The sequence below is a fragment of the Chitinophaga pollutisoli genome (genome assembly GCF_038396755.1).
GTDB lineage: Bacteria > Bacteroidota > Bacteroidia > Chitinophagales > Chitinophagaceae > Chitinophaga > Chitinophaga pollutisoli.
In genome coordinates this window covers 5,475,245-5,502,024 of record NZ_CP149822.1, presented here as the reverse complement: position 1 = coordinate 5,502,024, position 26,780 = coordinate 5,475,245, and the positions used below count along the sequence as shown (strand labels likewise).

Annotated in this window: 15 protein-coding genes; 7 read left to right on the top strand and 8 right to left on the bottom strand. The window is 57.4% G+C overall.

The genetic code is table 11. The features are described from left to right. Window positions 1–303: 303 nt before the first annotated feature. Genes WJU16_RS23465 through WJU16_RS23455 form a run of 3 tightly spaced genes read right to left on the bottom strand, consistent with a single transcriptional unit; the run spans window position 304 to window position 2,925 of the window. A complete protein-coding gene (locus WJU16_RS23465) occupies window positions 304–1,494 on the bottom strand; it encodes a glycosyltransferase family 87 protein (RefSeq protein WP_341835790.1) in 1,191 nt (396 codons plus the stop codon). A gap of 45 nt (window positions 1,495–1,539) precedes the next feature. Next, window positions 1,540–1,998: a YhcH/YjgK/YiaL family protein gene (locus WJU16_RS23460; RefSeq protein WP_341835789.1), complete on the bottom strand. Its 459-nt coding sequence runs from the start codon at window positions 1,996–1,998 to the stop codon at window positions 1,540–1,542. 42 nt (window positions 1,999–2,040) lie between these two features. Continuing rightward, window positions 2,041–2,925 (bottom strand): AraC family transcriptional regulator, encoded by an 885-nt coding sequence (locus WJU16_RS23455; protein WP_341835788.1) that lies wholly within the window; start codon window positions 2,923–2,925, stop codon window positions 2,041–2,043. A gap of 208 nt (window positions 2,926–3,133) precedes the next feature. Between WJU16_RS23455 and WJU16_RS23450 the strand changes: the two genes are divergently transcribed. From WJU16_RS23450 to WJU16_RS23420, 7 genes are read left to right on the top strand one after another with little or no spacing between them, the layout of a single operon-like run. Then, window positions 3,134–6,253, top strand: a complete 3,120-nt coding sequence (locus tag WJU16_RS23450) for a SusC/RagA family TonB-linked outer membrane protein (RefSeq protein WP_341835787.1) — start codon at window positions 3,134–3,136, stop codon at window positions 6,251–6,253. Between the two features lie 16 nt (window positions 6,254–6,269). Further along, window positions 6,270–7,841 carry a RagB/SusD family nutrient uptake outer membrane protein gene (locus WJU16_RS23445; protein WP_341835786.1) on the top strand — a complete coding sequence of 524 codons (1,572 nt, stop codon included), beginning with the start codon at window positions 6,270–6,272 and terminating at the stop codon, window positions 7,839–7,841. Window positions 7,842–7,851: 10 nt separating this feature from the next. Then, complete coding sequence (locus tag WJU16_RS23440) at window positions 7,852–9,465, top strand: glycoside hydrolase (RefSeq protein ID WP_341835785.1); 1,614 nt, start codon at window positions 7,852–7,854, stop codon at window positions 9,463–9,465. Then, window positions 9,462–10,154 carry an SGNH/GDSL hydrolase family protein gene (locus WJU16_RS23435; RefSeq protein ID WP_341835784.1) on the top strand — a complete coding sequence of 231 codons (693 nt, stop codon included), beginning with the start codon at window positions 9,462–9,464 and terminating at the stop codon, window positions 10,152–10,154. Before WJU16_RS23440 ends, WJU16_RS23435 begins: the two co-directional genes overlap by 4 nt. 3 nt (window positions 10,155–10,157) lie before the next feature. Continuing rightward, complete coding sequence (locus tag WJU16_RS23430; RefSeq protein WP_341835783.1) at window positions 10,158–11,501, top strand: sugar porter family MFS transporter; 1,344 nt, start codon at window positions 10,158–10,160, stop codon at window positions 11,499–11,501. Between the two features lie 18 nt (window positions 11,502–11,519). Next, complete coding sequence (locus WJU16_RS23425; RefSeq protein WP_341835782.1) at window positions 11,520–14,855, top strand: DUF5107 domain-containing protein; 3,336 nt, start codon at window positions 11,520–11,522, stop codon at window positions 14,853–14,855. A gap of 15 nt (window positions 14,856–14,870) precedes the next feature. Then, the gene (locus WJU16_RS23420) at window positions 14,871–17,579 is read left to right on the top strand and encodes a sugar-binding domain-containing protein (RefSeq protein WP_341835781.1); all 2,709 of its coding nucleotides are present in this window, start codon (window positions 14,871–14,873) and stop codon (window positions 17,577–17,579) included. A 431-nt stretch (window positions 17,580–18,010) separates the two neighbouring features. On the opposite strand, the gene pafA is transcribed toward WJU16_RS23420, so the two are convergent. The 5 genes from pafA to WJU16_RS23395 are packed head-to-tail and all read right to left on the bottom strand — an operon-like array spanning window position 18,011 to window position 26,777. Continuing rightward, window positions 18,011–19,654 (bottom strand): alkaline phosphatase PafA, encoded by a 1,644-nt coding sequence (pafA, locus tag WJU16_RS23415; protein WP_341835780.1) that lies wholly within the window; start codon window positions 19,652–19,654, stop codon window positions 18,011–18,013. A gap of 10 nt (window positions 19,655–19,664) precedes the next feature. Beyond that, window positions 19,665–21,803, bottom strand: a complete 2,139-nt coding sequence (locus WJU16_RS23410; protein WP_341835779.1) for a hypothetical protein — start codon at window positions 21,801–21,803, stop codon at window positions 19,665–19,667. 15 nt (window positions 21,804–21,818) lie between these two features. Continuing rightward, entirely contained in the window at window positions 21,819–24,083 is a 2,265-nt protein-coding gene (locus WJU16_RS23405) for a hypothetical protein (protein WP_341835778.1), read from the bottom strand. Next, a complete protein-coding gene (locus tag WJU16_RS23400; RefSeq protein WP_341835777.1) occupies window positions 24,080–25,303 on the bottom strand; it encodes a metallophosphoesterase family protein in 1,224 nt (407 codons plus the stop codon). Before WJU16_RS23400 ends, WJU16_RS23405 begins: the two co-directional genes overlap by 4 nt. 7 nt (window positions 25,304–25,310) lie before the next feature. Continuing rightward, a complete protein-coding gene (locus tag WJU16_RS23395) occupies window positions 25,311–26,777 on the bottom strand; it encodes a SusD/RagB family nutrient-binding outer membrane lipoprotein (RefSeq protein ID WP_341835776.1) in 1,467 nt (488 codons plus the stop codon). Window positions 26,778–26,780 lie beyond the last annotated feature (3 nt).

Sequence of the window (26,780 nt, the reverse complement as noted above, 5' to 3'; positions counted from 1 at the left end):
GTTGTTTTGGTGATCAATAAACGTATTATTCCTAAGTTTAGGATTTTCAAGCAATTACCGCGATTTCCATGCCACATTTAAACAGCCGTGGCCACGCTTCCGCCATATAAAAAAGTTCCCCCGGAAACGGAGGAACTGGTAATGCTTATGATGCTAAGATAAAAGGGGGGACTAATAAATAAGGTAACGGGATCAATAAGGACGGAAATGCCGCGGGGCCAAAAACAAAGAGGGGAAACACCTGTCGGTTTCCGGATGCAATATCCCCGACGGATGTTTCCCCTGCGTTATGGGAAAATGAATTTAATGTGAAAACTGCGCACCCACCTGCGGCCAGCGAAGGAACCGCCGCGTAAGGATCTGGTACACGATCAGCAGCCACAACATAAGGCTGGGCATCGCTTTGGCCGCGTAAGGCACCACCAGGTTCTTCTTCACCCAAGACGTTACCAGGTCGGAATGCGAGAAACTCGTGCCGATCAGCAAATACACGAAGAAAATATTCGCCGCCGTACTCCGCGGTTGCAACATGAACCAGATGCAGGCCGCCGGGAACGCGATGATATATGTAGGAGATTCCGAACTGCTGGAATACAATACCGTGAAAAGTAAAGTGGAACTAAGGATCAGGAGCTGGTACCGCACATCGTCTTTATACCTCAACCAGATGTACTGCGCCGCAAAAAGCACCATGGCCGGGCCTATCACCACCAAATTAGACATATACGGCAAACGGAACGTCCGCTTGATAAAGCCCATCGCGGAAATATCCTGCAACACAATACCCTTGTCGATCTGCGCATTCTGCACATTCTTCACCACCAGCGCATTGTACCATTCCACATACATCCGCACCACGAACTGCGGCGAAGAAAGCACCATTGGCGCCGCAAACCACACCGCTCCCCACAGCACCATGCTGCCGATGAGCTTCAGCTTATGCCGGGAAAAGAAGAAAAACGCCAGCCCCACGATCCCGTACACCTTCGTCAGCGTGGCGAACATGATGAAACAAGCCGCCCAGAAGTCCTTCTCCTTCCGCATCATCGTATACCCGAAAATGATACAGGCCGCCACAATGGGGTTGAACTGGAAATAACTGCTCGCCGCCATGAGCTCATGGCTCGCGAAAATAATCACCAGGTTCTGCTGGATACGGTTCAGCGGCAACTGCCGGATCGCCAGGAACAACACCGCGGCGTTCGTCAGCACCCAAAGGATGCTCCCCAGCCAGTCGGGCAGGATGGCGAACGGCGCGATCAGCACGCTGAACAGCACCCCGTAGTTATTCACGTCGAAATACTCAGGATATGGCCCATAAAGCGTTTGCCCGTGGATGGTATGCAGATAAACGTGCTTGAAAATCGTGTAATTGTTGTGATTGTCGACCATGAATTCCTTCAAGCCAACGATCGCCGACAAACCGAACCAAAGCAACAACACAAGCCATTCCTTCCCGCCCAGCCAGGCCAGTGTGAACCGTTTATTTGACATGATAATTTTATTAAATACGGCCGCAAAATAGTAAAATACGGGGGACTATTTACCCGTCGCGATCTTGATGACGATCTTCCGCACTTTCACGGAACTGCCGGAAATGAGGTTCGGCATGTGCAGATCGGTGGGCCAGAAGATAGCGAAATCGCCCGGCGTTAGCTGGGTGTAGAAAGACGGACGGTCCGCCCAGAGCATGAAATCGTCGTTTTCATCGTAAGGGCGGCTCACCTGCTGCCCGCGCAACATATCGTGGCCCACCAGCTCTTTCCCCGAAACGATATACTGCACATCGATATGCTTGCGGTGCGATTCCATCTGCTCGCTTTCGGCGGGAATGGTATCGTATTCGTTGACGATGGCGAAGATGCGGTCGCCCTCGATGCTGTGTTTTCCTTTTTCAAGTGCGGCCAGATCGGATTCCCGGAGCCATTTGAATGCCGCCTGGAAGCGTTCCCCCAGTCCTGCGTACTTGTCTGCGTTCGCTAATGTGTCAATGATCATGGATAATGGATTGGCGGGCAAGATACATCGTTTCCCCGTTCTTTACACTCCGCGCTTCGAACGGTATTGCTGCGGCGCCACGCCCATGAGCTTGCTGAACATCCGCGAGAAGTAATACGGATCTTCGATCCCCACTGCCCACGCGATCTCTTTGATCCGCATATCCGTAAACAATAAATACTGGCAGGCTTTCTGGATTTTAAGATGATGGAAGTACTCCAGCGGCGAGTAGCCCGTCCGCTTGCGGAAAACGGCTGAATAATGGCTGGCCGACAGGTTCGCTGCGCCCGCCAGGTCGGCCAGGGTGAGCGAAGCGCCCAGGTGCTCGCGCATGTGGCTGATCGATTGCTCCACGGCATCGCGGCTGGTATGTTTTTCCGACAGGCTGAAGGGCTCTTCGTACAGGAAGCCCGCCAGGTAGTGCCAGAGGCACATGTTCGCATAACCGAGGTTGTCGTTCCCGTAGCCCCGCTCCAGGCTGGCGTACATGTCCTCGAACAGGTCGAGGCGCTTCTGCTGGAAGGTCACCCTGCCGTGATGCCCGCCGAAACGGCGCTCCACAGCGGCAACGGCGTCGGCCGCGCGGGGGCCTTTGAAATGCACCCAGTAGATCGTCCACGCGTCGGTATCGTCGGACGCATAGTGATGCCCGCTGCCCGCGGGGATGAAGATGAAATCGTCGGGCGCGAGGGTATACTGGCGGTTGCCGACGGTGGCTGTGCCGCGGCCTTCGCGGCAATAGATGAGGATGTGCTGGTCGATCCCGTGGTTCCGCTGGCGGAAGTGATAGCGCGCTTTGGGATAGAAGCCGATGTCGGTGATGTAGAGCCCGTTGACCAGGGGGTCCGCCGCGCAAGGCCCTGCGATTACTTTTCGCGGCAATACAATTGCCCGCTGGCCTTCGAATCCTTCCTTTTTACGTATCATGTACCGGTTATTTTTTCATAATAAAATCCATGTTGATGGGTAGCACATACGGCTTTGTGTAAAGATAGAAAAATATAGCAATCATAAAATTATCCATCATTACCATAAGAATGCCCATTGAACCCCTGCCTATCAATTCCAATATTTGTAGCATGACATTCCACACGATCCGTATTATGAACTTCCACGCCGCTTAAAAAAGCCAGTTATGAAAAAACGAATCTATCTCTTCACTTCACTGCTCCTATGCCTCTGCGCTTCCGCGATGGCGCAGGTGCGGCCGGTTTCCGGGAAAATCACCGGGGCCGACAAGCAGCCTGTACCCACCGTATCGGTGCAGGTCAAAGGCACCTCCACCGGTGCCATCACCAACGCCGAAGGCGTCTTCCACCTCCAGGCGCCCCCCGGCGCCGTGCTCATCGTTTCATCCATGGGTTTCATTTCACAGGAAATCCCCCTCGGCGACAGAACCTTCGTCGCCATTACGTTACAAACCGACAATAAAACGCTGGACGACGTGGTGGTCATCGGTTACCAGCGCACCAACCGCAAAAGCGTGACCACCTCCATTTCCTCCGTAACCGCCAAAGACATTGAAGCCTACAACACCGGCACCGCCGCCACCGCCATCCAGGGCAAGCTGGCCGGCGTGCAGGTACTCGCGGCCGATGGCAACGTAGGTTCCCAGCCGCGCATTCTCGTGCGCGGCCTCAGCAGCATCACCGCCAACACCAACCCGCTCGTGATCGTCGACGGGATGGAAGTGGGCTATAATTTCATGAACACCATCAACCCGCAGGACATCCTCAGCATGGACGTCCTCAAAGACGCTTCCGCCGCCGCCATTTACGGCGCGCGTTCCGGTCAGGGTGTTATCCTCATTACCACCAGGAAAGGGAAGGGCGCGCCCGGCATCCAGTTCTCCGCCAATTACGGCATGAGCCAGTTGCCGAAACTAAAGCTGGCCGGCGCAGCCGAATACGCTACTCTCATGAATAAAATAGCCGGCGCCAGCGGCACCGCCCTCCCCTTTCCTGATGTCAACTCCCTTACCACCAACGATTACTGGGACCGCACCTTCGGCACCGGCACCCGCCAGCAATACAACCTGAGCGTGTCCGGCGGGAAAGACGGGCTCTCCGTATTCGGCTCCCTGGGCTATTACGACGAAACTTCCGTTGCCGGCCGCAGCGCCGGCGAATGGAAGAAGATCACGGGCCGGCTGAACGTGGACTGGGATATCAACAAATTCGTGAAATGGGGGCTGAACATGGCCCCGCGTTACGAGAAATACCCCAACGCACCGCTCAACCTCACCTGGGGCGCCTTCGCCATGGACCCTACCGTGGCCCCGCACCGCACCCGCGAAGAAGTGATCGCCTCCCTCCCGCCGCTCAATGGCGCGTTCGCCGACTTTATGACCGCGTTCGATCCGTATTACAGCCAGGTAGGGCGTTCGTTGTTCAATGGAATGGTAAGCCCGGAATTCAGCACCCGCACCAACTTCGACCAGCGGGAATATTTCGGCGGGCAGATCGGCACCTACCTGGAGATCCGCCCCATCCGCGGCCTCATCCTCAAATCCGCCATCGACGCCACGGCCAACTTCTCCCAGCAAAACAACTACTCACCTAAATATTACTTCGCGCCCAATAGCTACAACGCCCGTACCGCGGTATCGTCAAGCACCGGGCAGAACAGCCGCGTGAAGATCACCAACACGGCCGACTACACGCTGCCGCTCCCGCAAGACCATAGCGTGAACGTACTGCTCGGGCAGAGCTACGACAGCTACTCCGTAAAAAGCACCAACGCTTCCCGCGAGAACATCCCCTTCGACGCGGAGCCGTTCCGCTACATAAACGCCGGCAACCTCGTTACCGGCGGTGGTGGCGGCTTCCAGCCCGGCGCGGGGCCCTTCGGCAAGATGCTCTCCTTTTTCGGCTCGCTGCGCTACAACTACAAAGGCAAATATTACCTGGCCGGCACCATGCGCGCCGACGCCTCCTCGCTCGTGAACCCGCTCTACCGCTGGGGGTATTTCCCCTCCGTGTCCGGCGCATGGGTAATCAGCGACGAAGCGTTCCTCGAAAACTGGAAAGACCAGGTAGGCTTCCTCAAGCTGCGCGCCAGCTGGGGTAAATCGGGCGGCAACCTGCCCGGTGGCGTCGGCGATTATCAATCCTACGTTTCCCCCACCACCTACGTGAATGTAAACGGCGGCGTGGTGAACGGATACACGCCCGCTTCCTTCAACAACCCGGAACTGAAATGGGAAGTACAGCAGGATTTCACCATCGGCCTCGACGCAACGCTGCTGAACGACAAGCTCAGCCTGTCACTCGACCGCTACGTGCGCAGTCCCAACAACCTACTGCTGCAGGTGAAGGTGGACCCGGTGCTGGGTTACCCCCAGGGCTATATCCCCTTCCAATACGCCAATATCGGCAAGATGACGACCAGGGGATGGGATGTAGCCATCGGGTTTAAAGACAGTCCCGGCAAGAAATTCACCTACAGCGCCAATCTTACGCTCACCCAGTTCAAAAGCACGGTGGATCATCTGTCGACCTCCGACCCGATCATCGGCGGCGAAGCCAACGAAGTGATCAGCACCTTCCGCTCGCGCACCACGGTGGGCCATGTGCCCGGCACCTGGTGGGGCTTCACGGTAGATGGAGTTTTTCAATCCAATGAAGAAGCCGCGGGTTATGTAAACAAGAACAACGAACGCCTGCAACCCGCAGCCGGCGCCGGCGACCTGAAGTTCCGGGATATGAACAACGACGGGAAGATCGATAACGACGATATGACGAGCATCGGCTCCCCCTACCCTGACTTCTCCGCCGGCCTCACCATCACGCTCAATTACGGCGGCTTCGATTTCCGGACCGACCTGTACGGCGCATTCGGGATGGACAACTTCAACAATTACCGCCGGAACATGGTAGCGGGTGGCAATTACAATTTCATTTCGGGATTCCAGGACCAGTTCTGGACAGGGCCGGGTTCCACCAACAGCTTCCCGGAGATCCGGAAAGCCGATCCCAACGGGAATTTCACGAAGATGTCGACCTTCTTCCTGGAGAAAGGCAACTTCGTCCGCGCCAACCTGATGCAGCTCGGGTATACCGTGCCAAAGGAATGGATCAGGGGGATGAAGCAGCTGCGGGTATTCGTATCCGCCCAAAACCTGTTCACCATCACGAACTATTCCGGCCTCAACCCTGATGTGCCCTGGTACTCGAGCATTTCCTACAACAGCATGGACAACTACCAGATGCCCCTGCCACGGACGTACATGTTCGGATTGAACCTTTCCCTGTAAAGCCAAAACGCAACACATGAAACGCATCACTTACTTCATATACGCACTCATCCTCGCCGCCACCGCCGGCTGCGACCTCGACCAGGGGCCGTACGGCTCCTCCATCGTGTCGGATGAGTTTTACACGACCGACGAGCAATGCAACGGCGCCACGCAGGTGGCTTACCGCTATATCAATTACAGCAGTTGGTGGGAGATCCTGAACTGGCGGTACCTGGCGGGCGAAGCATCCAGCGATAACGGCTGGATCGGCAACACGTATCAGCCCCATCCCACCTACGACGCCGCCGCGCATTACACCATCGATGCCGCGAATGACCGTAACGAAGCACAATGGATCAACCTGTACAAAAGCATCGGCCGGTTCAACAGCACGATGGAAGGCATCAGCAAAGCGCCCATCGCAGACGCCAGCAAGCGCCAATATATCGCCGAGCTGAAATTCCTCCGTGCCTGGTGCTACTTCGACCTGGTGCGCAACTGGGGCGGGGTCCCGCTCGTGCTGCAGGTATTATCACCCGACAAGCATCCCGGCCGCAATACCGTGCAGGAAGTCTATGCCCATATCCTCAACGACCTGAACGAAAGCGCGGGCATCCTGCCGAAAAAGAGCGCCTATCCCGCAGCGGAACGCTTCCGCGCTTCGCGTGGGGCGGCGTTGACGCTCATGGCGAAAATCAGTTTGTATATGGAAGACTGGGCGAAGGCGGAAACCTACGCGCAGACGGTCATCACCGAAGCCGAATACGACCTCGAACCGGAATTTTCCGCCCTCTGGCAATATACTTACCGCAACGGGCAGGAATCCATCTTCGAGATCATGAACGGATCGTCGCAGGTACCGGCTTTGCCTTACAACGAATTCGCGGTGATGCTGAACAGTCCGGGCGATGCCGGATGGGGATACTACTCCATCACCAGCGACCTGGAGAACGCTTATAAATCCGAGGGCGACAGCACCCGCCTGCAATGGACGATCAACCGGCACGGGCTTCCCGTGGCAGGCGATCCCAACGCGACATCGTTCGACGGGCGCCCGTTCCCCGCGCAGGCGCACAGCAAATCGGCGCGCTTCAGCCGGAAGCATTATGTGCCGAAGTCGCAACGCCCTTCCAATGGCCGCTCCGCGCTGAACGACAAGATCCTCCGCTTCGCGGATGTGCTCCTCATGCATGCCGAGGCCTGCGCCATGCAGCAGAAATCCGGCCCCGCGCTCACATCGCTCCGGCGCGTGCGCGACCGGGTGGACCTGGAAACCGATATGGGGCTTACCGGTTGGGCGCTGATCAATGCCGTACGCAAGGAACGCCGGCTGGAACTGGCATATGAAGGCGACCGGCTCTATGACATCCGCCGCTGGAAAGACGCCAATGGCGTTCCGGTGATCAATGGCCTGTTCGGACCGAACGGTACATTCGTGAAATACAATACCGAAACAAGCACCGATCCCTTCGAAACCACGAACAACACCGAAGCCCAGAACAAGGGCATCAATTACGATCCGGATATCCATTCGCTGTGGCCTATTCCCGCCAGCCAGATTTTATTGTCGGAGGGGTCCGTGAAACAAAATCCGGGTTATTTTTAATACCATGTTCATGAAGATTCTCAATATACTCGGCATCGCCTTCCTGTCGTCGTTCTGTTCCAAGGGCGGTGAAAACGGCGGCGGGCAACAAAACCCGTGCATCTTCCTCGGGAGAGACACCTGTGCCACCAAAGCCCCGGTGGCGGTCACCATCCGGCTGAACGACAAGCGCCAGGTCATCCATTCCTTCGGCGCTTCCGACTGCTGGACTACCAAGCACATCGGCAGCTGGGGGGATGTTTCCAAAAAGAACCAGGCGGCGGATTACCTCTTCAGCCTGGATACCACGCAGGACGGATCGCCGAAAGGCATCGGGCTTTCGCTCTGGCGCTTCAATATCGGCGCGGGCAGCCTGGAGCAGGGAGCAGCCAGCAATATCACCGATGAATGGCGGCGGGAAGAATGTTTCCAGGCAGCCGACGGCACTTACGACTGGAGTAAATCCGCCGGGCAGCAATGGTTCCTGCGGGCCGCGAAACAGCGCGGCGTGAAATACACGCTGGGCTTCTCCTTGTCACCGCAGGTGCATTTAACCGTCAACGGCAAGGCCTTCAACGGCACCACCACGCCGGGGATGAATATCCAGCCGGGGAGGATGCAGGCGTATGCGGATTTCCTGGCGGAGGTTACAAAGCATTTCGGGTTCGATTACCTCAGCCCGGTTAATGAGCCGCAATGGAACTGGGGGAACGGCAACCAGGCCAACCAGGAAGGCACGCAGGCCACTAACGACCAGGTAGCAGAGCTGTCGAAACTCACAGCCCAAAAACTGGCGGGCACGAACGCGCAGATCGTGGTCGGTGAATCCGGTACGCTGGAATACCTGTACGACAAGAATAACGACATGCGCGGCGACCAGATCCGTCAATTCTTCTCTCCTTCTTCGCCATATTTCCTGGGCAACACGCCCAACATCGCAAAGATTATTTCCGGGCATAGTTATTTCACGACCTGTCCGGACAATACGCTTGTAAACGTTCGCCAGCAGGCTGCGGGCCGCGCCGCGCAAACCGACGCCGGGTTGCAGCTGTGGCAAACGGAGTTCGGCATCCTGGGCGATATCTGCGGGCAGTACAACGGTTCGCCGCGCAATACGGGCATCGATTATGGATTGTACGTAGCGAAAGTGCTGCACCACGATCTCGCCGTGCTGGGCGTTACCAGCTGGCAGTGGTGGCTCGCGGTTAGCCCGTACAATTACAGTGATGCGCTGGTGTACATCAACGACATCAACGGGCAGATAAACGTGGGCAACTGCAAAACCGACGGCATCGTACTCGATTCCAAGCAGCTGTGGGCCTTCGGGCAGTATGCGCGGTTTGTGCGGCCGGGTATGCGGCGGGTGGAAACATCCGTGGCAGGGATCGGCAGTCCGCTCGAAGCTGCGTCCCAACTGATGATCTCTACATACATCCAGGAAACGGATAAAGGGTTGGTGACGGTTATCGTCAATCCCCAGAACCAGGAAAAGCACATCCAACTGGATGGGGTGAATTGGGTGAATGGAAGGCTGAATCAATATACGACCGACAATACGCGTAACTGCAAACGCTCCTGGGCGGATGCGGCAGACATCGTGGTGCCGGCCCGTTCTATCGTCACTATAACCGGAAAATATAAATGATCACAACCGGCAAATTGATATTGGTTTTACTGATGGCGCCGCTGATCGCGGCGGCGCAGGATACGAATTATCTCGCTCCCATCCGTACTGAATTACGGAAAACATGGCCGGACAACCGCGCGGTGCAGCTGGTGTTCCACGGGCATTCGGTACCCGCAGGCTATTTCGCTACGCCGGCCGTGCATACCCTGGAAGCATATCCGCAAGGCGTGCTCCAGGCAGTGAAAACCCTCTATCCCACGGCCGTCGTCAACACGATCGTGACCGCCATCGGCGGAGAAAACAGCGAACAGGGCGCCAAACGCTTCGCCACAGAAGTACTCACCCACCGGCCCGACGTGCTCTTTATCGACTACGGCCTGAACGACCGCGCCATCGGTCTCCCCCGCGCCAAAGCCGCCTGGGAAGCGATGATCAAAGCAGCGCAGGCCCAGGGGATTAAAGTCATCTTACTCACGCCCTCGCCTGACACCAGTACCGACTGGCTGGCGAAAGACAACCCGCTCAGCCGGCACGCGGAACAGATCCGTGCGCTGGCCAGGCAATACCATACCGCGCTGGCGGATAGTTACGCCGCCTTTGCCCGGCAACCCGATGTTAAGCCGCTGATGGCGCAAAGCAACCATCCAAACGGACAAGGACACAAACTGATTGTTAAAGAAATACTGAACTGGTTCCAACAACTCTGAGACATGCAACAGACCACGACATTCCATCACCGCTACATCCTGGGCATATCGTTTATTTCCGCGCTGGGAGGCTATCTCTTCGGCTTCGACTTCGCCGTGATCTCCGGCGCGCTGCCTTTCCTCCGTTCCACTTTCGGGCTGAACGCCTGGTGGGAAGGCTTCCTTACCGGTTCCCTCGCGCTGGGGTGCATGGCAGGTTGCGCCATGGCGGGTGCGCTGGCGGAGCGCTTCGGGCGTAAACCCGGATTGCTGCTCGCGGCATTGATTTTTACGCTGTCGTCGCTCGGTATGGCGTTCTCGAACACCTTCACCGTGTTCACCACCATGCGTTTCGCGGCGGGCATCGGCGTGGGCATGGCTTCGATCCTTAGTCCGCTGTATATCGCCGAGATTTCGCCGGCGCACCTGCGCGGGCGAAACGTATCCATCAACCAGCTCACCATCGTGATCGGCATCCTGGTCACCAACCTCGTCAATTATTTCCTGGCGGATATGGGTGAAGACGCCTGGCGATGGATGTTCGGGCTGGGCGCGGTACCGTCGTTCATATTCCTGCTGGGCGTGAGCCGGCTGCCCGAAAGCCCCCGCTGGCTGATCGGGCAGGGCCGGACGGAAGAAGCGATGCGTACCTTGTCGCGCATCGGCGCGGGAGATTTCGCCGGCAACACCCTGCGCGATATCCGTGCGTCGCTCTCTGGCGAAAGCCACCCCACGCTGAAGATGGTGTTCAGCAAAGCCGTAAGGCCCGCAGTGATTGTGGGCATCGTACTGGCGGTGTTCCAGCAGTTATGCGGCATCAATATCGTATTCAATTACACTTCCACCATATTCGCATCGGTGGGGGCTGATCTGAACAGCCAGCTGTTCGAGACCATCTCCATCGGCATCGTCAACCTCGTATTTACGCTCGTGGCCATGTGGCAGGTGGACAAGCTGGGCAGAAGACCGCTCATGCTCGTGGGATCGCTGGGGTTATCCATCGTTTACGTTGTACTCGCATTGCTCCTGAAGAACCAGGCGGCGGTGGGACTGGTATCGGTGTTCGTGCTCGCGGCCATTGCATTGTACGCAACATCCCTGGCGCCGGTGACCTGGGTGCTGATCTCCGAGATCTTCCCCAACAAGGTGCGCGGCCTGGCGTCCTCCGTGGCGATCGTGGCGTTGTGGGGCGCTTACTTCATCCTCGTTTTCACCTTCCCCATACTGGCTGAAAAACTCGGTACATACGGGCCTTTCTACCTCTACGCGGGCATTTGCCTGTTAGGCTTCCTGTTCGTGCGCAGCAGGGTGAAGGAAACGAAAGGCAAAACACTGGAACAACTCGAACAACATTTAACAAGACACTAATAAAATCATAGAAAGGCAATGAGCAATAACGCTGTGAAGGTCTGGGAAGAAAGCATCGTCATCCCGACCTACGGGACCGGTCGTCCCGACAAGAACCCGATGTTCTTCGAAAAACGTGTTTACCAGGGCTCCAGCGGGGTGGTTTATCCCAATCCCGTCATCGAAAAAATTCTTGATGAAAAAGAAGATGTGCGCTGGAAAGCGGTATTCCTGGAGAACCGGTACCTGAAGATCATGATACTCCCCGAACTGGGAGGGCGTGTACAGATGGCGTTCGACAAGATCGGCAACCGGCATTTCATTTACTACAACCAGGTGATAAAACCGGCACTGGTAGGGCTGTGCGGACCGTGGATCTCCGGCGGTATCGAATTCAACTGGCCTCAGCACCACCGGCCCAGCACATACGAAGCCGTGGATTACACCACCGAAGAACATGCAGACGGCAGCAAGACCATCTGGGTGAATGAGATCGAGAAAATGTTCCGGACGAAAGGGATGGCGGGATTCACGCTGCACCCCGACAAAGCGTACCTCGAAATCAAAGGAAAGCTTTACAACCGCACCCCGCTCCCGCAGACCTTCCTCTGGTGGGCGAACCCGGCGGTGAAGGTGAACGATCACTACCAGTCCGTGTTCCCGCCGGACGTGCACGCCGTATTCGATCACGGGAAGCGCGATGTGTCGTCGTTCCCCATTGCAACGGGCACGTATTACAAAGTAGACTACTCGCCCGGGACGGACATTTCCCGGTATAAAAATATCCCTGTTCCCACTTCGTACATGGCGATCCGGTCGGATTACGATTTTGTGGGAGGATATGAGCATGACGCACAGGCAGGCGTGTTGCATGTGGCCGATCATCATATTTCGCCCGGCAAGAAGCAATGGACCTGGGGGCATAGCGACTTTGGGAAGGCCTGGGATAAAAACCTGACGGATGAAGACGGTCCGTACATCGAGCTGATGACCGGCGTTTATACCGACAACCAGCCTGATTTCAGCTGGCTCATGCCCTATGAAGAGAAATCCTTCACCCAGTATTTCCTGCCCTACCGCGAGCTGGGGCTGGTACAGAACGCCACCCGCGACCTCCTGCTCCACAGCACCGTGGAAGGCAGCGAACTGCAGGTGAAAGTGTTCGCCACCGGTCCGGAAACCCTGCAAACGCTGGAGATCCGGGTAAAAGGGGAGTTGATGTACAAAGACGTGTTCAGCGCGTCGCCGGAGCAGATTTACCGGCAGCGGATCCCTTTGCCCGCGGGCACTGCGGAATCCGCCGTGGAAACCATCATTCGGGGAACGGACGGCAACATCCGCCTGCGGTACCAGCCATCCGCCCTTAAAGACGCCGAAATCCCCGCGCCCGCGCAGGCCGCCAAATCTCCGGCGGATACGGAAAACAATGAGCAACTCTTCCTCACCGGCATGCACCTCGAACAATACCGGCACGCTACCTATTCCCCTGTGGATTACTATACGGAAGCGCTCCGCCGCGATCCCAAAGACGCACGGGCCAACAACGCCCTCGGCGCCTGGTTCCTCCGCAGGGGGCAGTTCGCCCGGGCGGAAAAATACCTCCGCCAAGCCGTGGACACCCTTACGCAACGGAACCCCAATCCTTACGACGGCGAAGCGCTCTACAACCTAGGGCTCTGCCTGCAGCTGCAGGGCCGCTTGCCGGAAGCTTACGACGCTTTCCATAAAGCAGTCTGGAACAGCGCCTGGCAAGACAGCGGCTACTTCGCCCTCGCCCAGATCAGCACCAGCCGCGGGCTTTACGCGCAGGCGCTGGAACAGATCGACTGGTCCATCGACCGCAACGGCCGCAACAATAAAGCCCGCGCCCTGAAAGCCGCCATCCTCCGGAAACTCGGGTGGCACGAAGAGGCGCTGGCCGAATGTTCCGAAGGCCTCCGCCGCGATCTCTTCAACCTCGGATTATACCACGAGCAATTGCTGGCGCACGAGCTGCTGGGCAACGGCAAGGAAGCGGGCATCGCCAAAAGCACTTTGCTGCGCCTCGCCCGCGATCATGCACCCAATTACCTCGAACACGCCCTCGACAATATGGCCGCCGGCCTGTACGAAGAAGCCATTGCCTGGCTGGGCTTTATGCCGGAAAACGCTTCGCCCCTCAAATACTACTACCTTGCGTGGTGCTATGGGCAAACGGGCGACGCGCAGGCGGTTCAGCAATTCCTGCGCAAAGCCGCCGCGGCGGATCCGTACCTGTGCTTCCCCAACCGGATGGAAGATGTGAATATCCTCCGGTATGCCATCGAACACAACAAGGCCGACGGCAAAGCGCCATATTACCTTGGTTGCCTCTGGTACGATAAACGGCAATACGACGAAGCGATCGGCATGTGGCAGGAATCGATCCGCCGCGACCCGGAATTCCCTACCGTACACCGCAACCTCGGCATCGCGCTGTTCAACAAGCGCCACGATGCGACGGGCGCGCTGCAACATTTCGAAAAGGCTTTCGCGTTGGATACGACAGACGCACGCGTGCTCATGGAGCTGGACCAGCTGCATAAACGGCTGGGGTCTCCCGCCCGGGAGCGCCTCGACCGGCTCAACCGCCACCTCAGCGCCGTGGAATGGCGCGACGACCTCTATCTCGAACGCGCCGCACTGTTTAACTTCCTCGGCGAACACGAAAAGGCATTGCAGCTCCTCGTCGACCGCAAATTCCACCCCTGGGAAGGCGGCGAAGGGAAGGTATCCGGGCAATACGTGTTTGCGTTGACGGCGCTGGCGCGCAAAGACCTCGCCGCCAACCAACCCAAAGCGGCGATCGCAAAACTGCCAAGGGCGCAGGAATGGCCGGATTCATTGGGAGAAGGCAAATTGTTCGGTATCCGCGAAAACGACATCCATTACTGGATGGGCAAAGCCCTCGAAGCGATGAACCAGCCTGCCGAAGCCGCGCAATATTTCAAAAAAGCCACTGAAGGCTCCTCTGAGCCGGTAGCCGCCATGTACTACAACGATGCCCCGCCCGAAAAGATCTTCTACCAGGGCCTCGCCTGGGCGGCGCTCGGGGAGAAAGACAAGTCGGACGCCATTTTCAGGAAACTGATCGCATACGGGAAAGAACACGGGCAAGATCCCGTGCGCATCGAGTACTTCGCCGTTTCGCTGCCCGACCTGCTCATTTTCGAAGACGACCTCACGGAAAGGAACCGCCTGCATTGCGTATTTCTGCAAGGACTGGGCTATCTTGGCCTCGGGGATGCCGCGAAAGCAACCGCCGCTTTCCGCGAAGTGCTGGAAAAAGATATGCACTTCGGTGCCAGTGCGCACTTGTCGTTCATCCAGGAAGCCACCAAAACGGCATCCGCTTAAATCAAATTCAAGACCATGCGAAGCATATATATCACAACACTTTTTATCTGTATCGCCATTGGCGCCGGTGCGCAGTCGCTCCCGCTATCCGGCAACTGGCAATACGCCATCGACTCGCTCGACGAAGGGATCAAGCAGGGATGGCAACATCAGCAATTTAAGCCTACGCTCCGCCTTCCCGGCACGCTCGACGACGCCGGCATCGGCCGCAAACCCGCGATCTCTGCGGATTCCCTCACCCGTGAAGTGCTGCTCATGCTCACCCGGAAACACCGTTACGTGGGGCCAGCCTGGTATGCGCGCGAGATCACCGTACCACAAAACTTTAACGGGAAGCACGCTTCCCTCCTGCTGGAGCGCGTGCTCTGGACCACTCACGTCTGGATCGACGGGAAGGAATTCGGCACCCGCAACCTCGTGAGCACGCCGCACCGTTACGACCTGGGAAAACTGACCCCGGGCAAACACCGCATCGTGATCCGTGTCGACAACCGCAAGCAGTACGACATGAGCGCGTCCGACATGGCGCATGCCTATACCGACGGCACGCAGATCATGTGGAACGGCATCCTGGGCAAGATGGAACTGCAGGCCCGTCCCGCCGCGCGCATCGCGGATCTGCAGACCTGGCCCGACAAAAAGAAACGCATACTTCGTATAACAATTACGTTGATAAACGAGGGGCCCGTTTCGGCCGGGTCCCTCTTACTGCAAACCGGCAAACTGAAAAAAAGCCTGCCTTTGCAGTTGCAGGAAGGGGAAAATAAAGTAGAAGCGGAGCTTCCCGTGCCGGAGGGCTTCGCGGAATGGGACGAGTTCAGGCCCGTATTGCACACACTTACGGCCGATCTGAAAACACCCGCCTCGGCAGATCGCCGGCAGCTCCGTTTCGGATGGCGCGAGATCACCAACCACAACGCGCATTTGCAGGTCAACGGTAAGCGCATGTTCCTGCGCGGCACCCTGGAATGCGCCATCTTCCCCCTTACCGGCCATCCACCGATGGACCGCAAAGGCTGGGCGAAAGTCTTTAATTCCGCTAAAGCCTACGGTTTGAACCACTTGCGTTTCCACTCCTGGTGCCCGCCGGAAGCAGCCTTTGCCGTAGCGGATTCGATGGGCTTTTACCTCCAGGCGGAATTGCCTTTCTGGAACAAGAATGCCGGAAAAGACTCCGCGATGAACGCCTGGCTGGCGCTCGAAGCGGAACATATCAGCCGCGAATACGGCCATCACCCCTCGTTCTGCTTCTGGAGCATGGGCAACGAACTCGAAGGAGATTTCAACTGGCTGGAAGAAATGGTGGCGAAGCTGAAGAAAGAAGACCCGAGGCACCTGTATTCCACCACATCCTTCACCTTCCAGGCCGAGCACGGCGCCTGGCTCGAACCGGGCGATGAATTCTTCATCACCCAATGGACGAAAAAAGGATGGGTTCGCGGACAAGGGATTTTCAACACCATCGCGCCATCTTTCAACAACGATTATACGAAAGAAACGGAAGGGCTGAATGTACCCATCATTACGCATGAGATCGGGCAGTATTCCGTTTTCCCGAATATGGAAGAGATCAAAAAATACACCGGCGTCCTCGATCCGCTGAACTTCAAAGCCATCCGCAACGACATGCAACGGAAGAACCTCCTGCACCTTGCGCCCGCTTTCCTGCAATCGAGCGGTAAGTTCGCGGCGCTGTTGTACAAGGAAGAAATCGAACGGGCGATGAAGACCAAATATTTCAGCGGCTTCCAGTTACTGGACCTGCACGACTTCCCCGGCCAGGGCACCGCCCTCATCGGCATCCTCGACGCCTTCTGGGACAGCAAAGGCCTGGTATCGCCCGAACAGCACCGGATGTACTGCCAGCCCGCCGTGCCGCTGCTCCGTTTCGAAAAAGCCACCTACACCAATGGCGAAACATTCAAAGCCGCCGCGGAAACCGCCAATTTCAGCGGAGGTGTTTTACAGCATATCATTCCCGAATGGACGGTCAAAACTGCCGCGGGTAAGCTGTTGTTCAGCGGAAAGCTCGCACAGCAAAACATCGCGGAGGGAACCGGCCAGCAATTGGGCGAATTCTCTTTTCCGCTGGCAGGGATTTCCCGCGCCACGGCGCTGACGATCACCCTTCGCCTCGGCGAGCGCCGCAATGAGTGGCACATCTGGGTGTATCCCGAAAAACAACAAAGTGAATATGCAGGCGTACATTATACCCGTAGCATTTCCGAAGCGATGGGCTTGCTGCGGGATGGGAAAAAGGTACTCCTCAACCCCGATACCGCGCAAATCCGCGGGGTCGACGGCCGCTTTGCGCCTGTATTCTGGAGCCCGGTCCACTTCCCGAACCAACCGGGCACGATGGGCATCCTCTGCAATCCCAAACACCCCGCCCTGGCCGATTTCCCCACGGAAGCCTGGTCCGACTGGCAGTGGTGGCACCTTATCACGGCTTCCAAAACCATGATCCTCGACGAATTGCCCGCCATCGACCCCGTTGTGCGCGTGATCGACAATTTCTTCAAGAACCGGAAAATGGCGAATGTAATCGAAGCGAAAGTGGGTACCGGCAAACTGATGCTCGTATCCGCCGACCTTTCGACCGACGAAGACAAACGTCCCGCTGTGGCACAGCTCAGGCGCAGCCTCCTGGCTTACATGCACGGAGCGCGCTTCCAGCCGAAAGTTGCCCTGACCGAACAGCAGGTGCAGTCGTTACTGAAATAAGGGGTAGCAGTATAAAAATCCGGCGGATCATAATCGGATGGTCCGCCGGTTTTGTTTTTATCTGCAGGTAACGGCGGGAATGAATGGTTACCTGCTGCGGATCTGCTTCAGATTTACTGAAAGTATATAAAATACCATCTAACCCTTTACTGTAGCGGATCTATATGGCTTTGATATACATTTGATATACATTACCCCCTAAGTAAACCTACTTTACACCCTTAGTAAATAAGCAGTAAGTATGGATTAACGGCACCTGTAACCATGACAAACCACGACGTTTCGCTACAAAACACGACAAAACGGCGTTATGATACATGGGGCATTCGGCGGCGGAGTACATTCGCTTTATGCGAATAACACTTCCGCAATTAAGAAAGCCCGCGGGAAGGGAGGTTCCGCGGGCTGTGGCTAAATTGGATAAAATCATGTTACGGCTTATCCTCCCGGATGGCTTCCCCGATCACGTGCCCGATGTTGCCGCTCGGCACCTGGATGTTGAGAAGGGCTGCGATGGTGGGCGCGATGTCGGTCATGCCCATCGTGCGGTAGCTGCGGCCGCCGCTTTTGATGCCCCAGCCCATCCATACCAAAGGAATGTGGGAATCGTAAGGGTACCAAAGCCCGTGTGTGGCGCCGTTTCGGCTGCCGTTCTTCACACCGGAGTTCATGACGATAACGATGTCTCCGCCGCGCTTGCGATTGTAGCCGTTTTGCAGCATGGTCTGCAGCGGCTGGTGCAATCCGGCTTTGCCGATTTCAGGAAGGTAGATGGCATCGGAAATTTCAGGAACGGAGCGCAGGCGGCTGATGATGTGATCGGATACCTGTTTCATATCGGCGTTTTTCGCTGCGAAGCCAGGGCGATCCAAGTAGAGCTGGTCAGCCGCCGTGGCCATGATGGCGTTCTTCACCCCATACATTTTCTCCAGTTCGGCGTTCAGCGACTTAACAATCCCACTGCCATCCAGTGTTCCGGTGGGCAGGCGGTGCTCTTCCAGGTAACCGGGAGAATGCGAAACACCGTGATCCGCGGTGATGAAGTACAGCCAGTTGCCTTTCCCGAAACGGGTGTCGAGGTAGGAGAAGAAATCCGCCAGGTCTTTATCGAGCCGGAGGTACACGTCCTCCGTTTCGATGGAGTTGGGGCCAAACTGATGGCCTACCGCATCAGGCGAGGAGAAGCTCACGGCGAGGAAGTCGGTTGCCTTGCCGGCGCCCAGCCCGTACCCTTCGATGGCGGCTTTCGCAAATTCGAATGTGAGTGTATTGCCGAAAGGTGTGGAACGGATAGAACCATTTTCCTGCCCGGCGAAGCGGTGCGGGAATACCGGCGCGGATTCGTGTTTGAACTTGTTTTCGTAGTTTTTATCGTCCGCTTCGCTGAGCTTGTAAGTGGCGATGGGGTACATCGTTTCCCATCCGCCGGCGAGCAGCTTTTCCGGGCGCTTCGCGGCGTTGTATCGCTTCGCCCAGTCAGGCAGTTCCTGCATGTAGTAGGTGCTGGTGATCCAGCTGCCGGAGCTGCCGTCGTACCAGAAAGCCGCATTGGCGGCGTGGCCCGCGGGGAGGATGGAGCCCCTGTCCTTCAGCGCCACTCCTACTACTTTGCTCTGATATTGCGTGGCCATGCGCAGTTCGTCGGTAACCGTAGTGGTCAGCATATTCCTGGGCGACATGCCGCCTTTTTCGGAAACGATCCCCACGGGGCGAACGGTGCTGTCTTCCGTGCAATACACGTCCCTGCCCAGTTCGCGGCTATACCAGCCGTTGTCCATAATCCCGTGAATGGCCGGCACGCTGCCGGTATACACGGAGGTATGGCCGCAGGCGGTTACCGTGGGGGCATAATCAATGTACGTTTGCTCACACCGGAACCCTTCGCGCAGGAGCCTTTTAAACCCGCCCTGGCCATAACGTCCGGCGTAGCGGTACAGGAAATCCCAACGCATCTGGTCCACCATCATCCCCACCACGATCTTCGGGCGGGGCGGCGTCTGCGCCTGCACGGCCGGGGCCAGCATCAGGGCGATGGCCATTGCCGGCAATGCGCGGCGGAAGAAAAACTGTATCATGTGTTGTTATTTATTCAATCACTTTGAGATAGCGCGCCATCCAATACGGCAGCAGGTACTCGTCTCCCGCCAGTTCGGACTTGCCGCCATCGCCGCCATCCAGGTTGAAAGCATTGGCGTTGTGGCGGTGCACAGGCTGCTCATCCAGCGGAATGAGGGTTTCGGTGGTCTGGCCGCGGAAATTTTCCGGCAGGAAGGTGAGATCCTTCCGGTGCGAATTGCGAATTGTCCACCGCACCATATCCATCGGGAACGTACGCAGGAACCACATCGTGGCTTCTTCGTCGAAATCGCCGGAAGTGCCTTTGGTGATAAGGTTCCAAACCGCGTTCTTCTCGGGGCGCTCCATTTCCCAGTGGTTGCGGATGGCGCCGGCATAGGCTTTCTTCAGATCGTCGGTGAACGCGTATTTGTACAACACCCAATAAGTCAGGAAGGCCATTTCGTCATCAGAATGGTTCCAGCCGCCGTTGCCCATATCGATGCCGTCGTGGATATAGCCTTTGGTGGGCGCGATCTTGCGGTAATCGATCTGGATGTTCTGAAGATAGTGATGTTTATTGAGCAATTTCATCGCTTCCGTCCTGTATTTTTCCTTCCCGGTGAGGGAATACGCCAATTGCAGGCCCGCCACGATGGTGGTGCTGCCCAGGCGGCGGTCGCCGATGGTTTCGGGATACCAGTTGATGTATTCCGGGTTCCAGCGGCCCCAAAGGGTGGGCTTGTTGTCGATGTCGACGAGGTACCACTTATTGTCGATGATATGCGTCATGATCTTGTCCATGAACGCCGCCACCCGCTGCTTCTCGGCGGCCGACTCGGCTACCATCTCGTTCAGCACCGCCGCGATCCAGATATACGCCACAAACTCATCTGAGCTGGTATGCCCCTTCCATTCCCATTCCGGATCGGGCGAATCGCGCCAGCGCTCAGGGTCCGAATTCTTATACCCTTTCCGCTCGAAAGTACGGCTGGGAAACCCTTTGAGCTGGTTCACAGACAATATCCTTTCGAATGCTTCGAACGCTTCCCAGGCGTAGCGTTTGGCTTCGGGCTCGCGGGTGGTGCCGTAGCGGAAAGCCTGGCTGCCCAGGTAGAAGGCGGACCAGAGGCCGTCGTTATCGGTATCGGCCATTTGTGCGGTGGTGACGTCGCCGGGTGTGAGCAGGTGGATGTTGGCGATGAATCCGTAGCGGATATGCCGCAAGCGGATTTTGCGCTGAAAATAATCGGTTTTGTCGGCCAGGGAATGCCTGCGGAATGCGATCTTGTTAAGGCCCGAGGATGTGAGGATCCAGACGTTGCCATCCTGGTCGGCCGACAAATCCTTTACCTCATCCTGGTCGAGCCAGCGCTTCGACGCGAAGTAACGGTATCCCCCCGATCCGTTCTCCGTAAAAGCGCCCTGCGGGGTGCCGGCCCAAATTTTACCGCCGGTCACCATGAGCCGGGCCACGGAAGGCACCGGCACTTTGCGCTGCAAGGCAAGCGCGGTATCGCCGTTCTCACGGCGGATGGCATAGTAGCCTTCAGGTGTCCCCAATACGATATCGTTCCCTTTAAAAGCCACGGTGCGCACGTCTTTCCCGGTATGCAGGCGTTGCAGCTGCCCGCCGGCCACGCGGTACAATGCACGGGGCGTGAGGGCGTAGAAAATGCCATCGTTCACAAAAAGTTCGCTCACGCCTTCTTCCGGCGCGGCGATGGGCTGCACGTTCTTCCCGTCCGTAACGGCCATCTTCCCCCTGCCAGACAATAAAGCATTGCCGGCGGCGTTGACCACCGCGCGGTCGTAGGTGTTGGCGGGGAATGTAACGTAGGGCACGCCGGCGTATCCGTTGGTGATGAGCTTGTCGGCCAGCAGGTAGTACAGGTGCCCGTGGGTTTCCTGCACGGTGACGTCTGCCGGCACTTTATCCGCGAGCGGACGGAAGCGCACGTCGCGGGCCACTTTATCTCCGGCCAGGTAATAGAGGCCTTCTTTTGCCAATACGTGCACGGTGTTGTTATAGTCGGTCAGTAATTTGATGGGATGGATGCCCTGCGGCAGCGGGAATTTTTCGGAAACGGGTTGGAAGAAAGGTTCATCCGGCCCTGAAGCCCATGCGGGTGCTGAAATTGCCAGGAGGCAAAATAGGATTTTATGCATTTTGGTTGCTTTGTTTTAACGTTTTATCAGCCACACCTCCGCGACGCGGGAATGCTGCCGCCAGTTGAGGTGCTCTTCGTCGATGGCATCCCAGGTAAGGGTGAGCGTTCCGGTTTGGCTAAGGGTTGTTGGCACGGGGAATTCCTTCATCTCCCCGATCCCTTTTCCATACACCGTCGCTTCCAGCCGCTGCCCGTTCACACGCAGCAGGCTTTCGCCCACGCCCGTGATCCTGACAGTGTATTGCGCAGTGGTATCGAGGCGTTCGTAGCGCATGGCAGTGGGCCAGCGCATGCTCGTCATCCACGACAACCGCTTGCGGCTCATCCCCCCATCCCACCAGTCGAAGCCCGGATTATCGCTGCGGCGCATGAGCAGATCGGTGTTGAGGTCTTCGCCCCGCACCACGTGCGGGCTCTTGCCCACATGCCCTACATCGTCATAAAAACTACCCGGACCGGGATCTTCCCAACGGGCGATGGTATCGATGGCGAGGCGCTGTTCCGCCGGCGGCAGTGTACGTATGCGTTTGAACTGATCCTCCAGCCACCAGCGGTTGTTGAGCGGGCGGTCCACGAAATCCAGCACAACGCCCCTTTCGGCGCCGGAGGCTTTGTATTTTGCAACGCTCGTTTGCAAGGCCACCGAGCGGAAGAGCGCGTCGCAAAGGGAAACGATCTTATTCCGCCAGGCCGGCATCACGCAGGAATCCGCCATCCGCAGAATGCGCTCCGCCTCGCCGATAGCCTGCGGACCGGCCAGCAAAGCCTTGCAGGCGGCTTTCTCCAGTGCGTCTTCCCGCTCCTGGCGCAAGCGCGTGTAAGCGTCGTAGTAAGCCCTGAGCAACAGCATCTGCCAGCGCCAGTTGCCTTTCAATGCCGGCGCGGCTGCTTCCAGCTTTTGCCAGTGGCTCAGCGTGGCGGTGATGCTCCCGTTTTCGATAATCGGGCCCTGCCAGTTTTTTTCCAGCGCCAGTATGCCGTCTGCCGCGGCTTCACGGACAACCGCCCCGAAGAAGAAGGCCGAATACTGGCGTACGGTTTCGCGGGGATCGGCCTGCGGGTCCCAGCCCAGGAGGTTCCAGACCATCTTGTTCAGATCATCGTGGGCGCCGTCGGAGTAACCGATGAAGCCGTCGATATAGGGCTCGATGGCGCGGTAGGCCGCGGAATAATAATACGGTTGGGGGTTAACGGGCTCACGGCCCAGGGTGAATGCGAAAGCCGGGTCCCACCACGATACGGGGAAGTCGCAACGCACCGTGTGCGTGATATCCGGGTAATGGCGCAGTTGGTAATCACGCGAAATGGCGGCGCGGGTATCTTCAGGCGAAGGACTCCCCGGCCCCACTACCAGCCCGGCCAGCCATTGCGGCTTCCGGCTGCGGATATAGTCGTAAACATAGCGGCATTGCTCCGGCTCGAAGCCCTGGAGCGACAACCAGATGCCGGCCTTCGGGTGATGCCTTTTCAACGGTGCGGCCAGTTCCTCCAGCAGCGGGATCACCAGCTCCGGGGGATTGCTGCCCGGATCGCCGCCGGGAAAGAAGATCGCGTCGAGGCGCGGGCTTTCCCGGAAAAGGGTATCGAATTGCAGGAGGAAATGTTTTCTTTTCGCATCGTCTTTCAGGTCGAAGGTAGCCGGCGTCCATACCCAAAAATCAGCATCATACCGCTGACAGCTTTCCGACATCCTCTTCGTCATCTCCCGCGACGAAACCGTGAAATGCGGGGAAGCCGGCATAAACGGAATCGCTTCTATGCTGTTGGCGCCGAAAATCACCTGTTCGCGGATATATTGGTCGTATTGCGCGGGCGACCACCCGTCGTAAGAGTTGGCGAGGTTGCGGTAACCGATCTGGTGCCCGCGCAGCGCCTTGTGCGGCGTCGCCGATTCATCCACCGAAAGCGGCCACGTCACGGATCCTTTCCGCCATTCCATCATCCGCAGCAGCCGCCCGGCCCCATAGATCAGCCCTCTTTCCGGCGATCCATCGATGCGGAGGATCTTCCTGCCATTCCCGTTCTCCGAACGGATGGCATAAGATTCCGGCGCCATGGCGCGCTCTTCCATCACCACCGCATCCCCGGTAGCGGGCAACTGGTGTACGAGCGGCCACCGCTGCCCCGTGCGGCGGAATAATTCCTCCTGCAAAACGGTGCCGGCGATATGCCCGGGCTTGCAAACGATGGCGGCCTGCCTCCACAGTCCACCCGGCGTATTACGGATAGCCAGGCAGACGTGCGGAAACAGCAAGAGCATCAACAGGATTTGTCTCATGGCTTCTTCAGATTCGTCAGCGCATTCTGGCGGCCGGTTTGCTTACGCAATTGGAATGCGTCGTGCAACTGGCCGTCCACAGTGTAAGAATTATAGTGCAACGTATTACCATCTATACGGATGACCTGGTAAAACTGCTGGTGGGAACCCGTTTTCGCCATCCAGGGTGCAGGGTCCACTTCATACATTTTCGGTCCGCTGACCGACACGGCGTACACCGGTCCCTGGTTGCCGTCCCGGCCACGGGCGTAGGTGTGGTCGTGCCCGGTGAGCACGAGGTCCACGCCGTATTTGTCCAGCAGCGGCTTGATGTGTTCGCGGACGAATTTATTGTCGCGGTTCTTTTTGGTGGAAAGAACGGGGTGATGGAAGGTGACGATCGTCCAGCGGGATTTATTTTCCTTCAGTACTTTCTCCAGCCATTCGCGTTGCAGGTGGAGGAGCCTTTCGTTGATTTCGATTTCCTGGGAATTGAGGGAAATGAACCGGACGCCCTGCACATCGGTGTAGTAGCAGGTTTCTTCCAGTCCTGCGGGCCCGTTTTCCGGCAGGGTGAACTGCGGCCGCCAGAATACGGATACCTGGCCGCTGTCGTTCGGGTAATGATATTCGTGGTTGCCGGGCGTCATAAGCCCGGGGATCGAAGCGTGGATGAAACTGCCCGCTTCGAACCATTGCTGCCATTCGTTGTAGTTATTGCCACGGTTCACGAGGTCGCCGGCATGAATGATCAGCCGCGCATCCGGCGCGGCGGCCCATGCTTTGCGGATGGCCCTGGACCAGAGCGACAGCAGGTTCGTTTGTGCGTCGCCGAGGTAGATGAAGGAGAACGGCTGGCCGGGGAGGCCGGCGGTGCGGAACTCGAACCATTCGCTCCAGTCATCACCCTTCCCGACGCGGTATGCGTATTCGGTTTCGGGCTGGAGGTTTTCGAACACCACCGAGTGGTACCTCACATCGAGGGAATCGTACAATTTCGCGGTGGTAGCGGCCGGCAGGCGCTGCGCCTTGCCGGTGAAGGCAGGGTTGGGCGTGGCGGGGGCGATTTCGGCGTAACTGCTGTCTGTAGCGGCGTTAGTGCGCCAGGTAACGGCGGCGGAACGTGCGGGATCAGCGGTTACGTTGAGCACGATCCTGTCGGGCCGGGCCTGCTGGGCGCTGGCATGCTGGATTAAAAAGCAGGTGGCGAGAAGCCACCTGCCTGCAGAGTATATATTCATAGATAGTTTACTTGAGATACCACATCAGGGTCGTTTGTTTGTCTTCCCCGAAAACAGCCACTGCACGTTTGTATGCGTCCGGGTTGGTCCTGGTTTCACTGTCAGGGTACATATAACGTTTAGGCAATGTTTGCGAAGACGACAGCGGGCCCAGTACGAATTTCGGGAAACCGGTGCGCCGGTGGTCGAACCAGCCTTCACATCCTTTCAGGAACATGGCGATCCATTTCTGGTTGATCAGCTGTTCGAGGGTGCCGTTGTATTTAACGATAGCCTGGTCGAAGTAATCGGCGGCTTCCGCATCGGCGAGCACGCCGTAAAACTGCATGTTGGCACGGATACCGTCGTAGTACAGCGACTCTGCGGTTTTGCCCGTTACCGTGATCTTACCGGCCTGCGCAGCTTCTGCGAGGATAAAACAAACTTCGGCATATGTCATGAGCGAAGCGGGGATTTTGGCGCCCTTGTCTGCATTGAACATGGAATCGAGCCGGGAAATATAGTCGTACCCGCCGTTATAATCGTATGGCGCCTGGATGGCGTTGGGAACGCCTACGTACTCCCGGTTATCGGTGGTACCACGGGTCTTCACCACGGTGAACCAGGCCTGGAGGCGCGGGTCGTTGCGGGCGTAGAGCGCATCGATGATTTCCTTGCTGGGCTTGCGTTTGTCGAATTCCTCATACGCATTGGCCATGGTTCCGCCGGGCCAGCTGTTGTCTTTCTGCGATCCCGCGTACTGCACGTCGGCATTATCGGCATTGGATTCGAAAATGGGATATTTCGCTTTATCAGCGACGATGGCCTGCATTTCGGTGAACGCCGCCGGGTAGTTTTTGGACATGCGCAGCAGGAGGCGAAGGCGGAGCGAGTTGGCGAACTTACGCCATTTCAAGGGATTGGCCTGATAAAGGCCGTCCTGGCTTTTATCGATATCGCGGGTCTGCGCAGCTAGTTGATCGTTAGCTTCGCGGAGTTCCTTCAGCAGGTCGGGGTAAATCGTTTCCTGGCGGTCGTATTCCGGGCGGATGTTGCCGTCCGTCTTGGAAGTCAGCGCCTGGGAATAGGGCACATCGCCGAAAAGATCCGTCAGATACGCGAAGTTGAATGCGCGCATGATCCGGGCATATGGAAGATATTCCGGCTTGTCGAAGTGTTCGATCATCTCGAACAGGCTCTTGTTATACGACAGCCGGCTGTAAATGCCGTCCCAGCTCTGCGGGCCCCAGTTGAACTTGTCGTTCCCTTCATTGCGCACCATGGTGATGTAACGGCCGGCGGATGCGGGCTTGTCCATATACGCGTCCCGCTGGTAATCTGCAGCGGTGGAGAGGATGACGGACGACAGCAGGTATTCCGGGTTGATGTACTCCGCGCCGTTCTTGTCTTCATTGAATTTGTCGATGTCTTTGCCGCAGGCGCCGAGCATCAGCATGGCGGCAAAGGCGAGGTATTTAAAACGTATGCGTTGCATAAC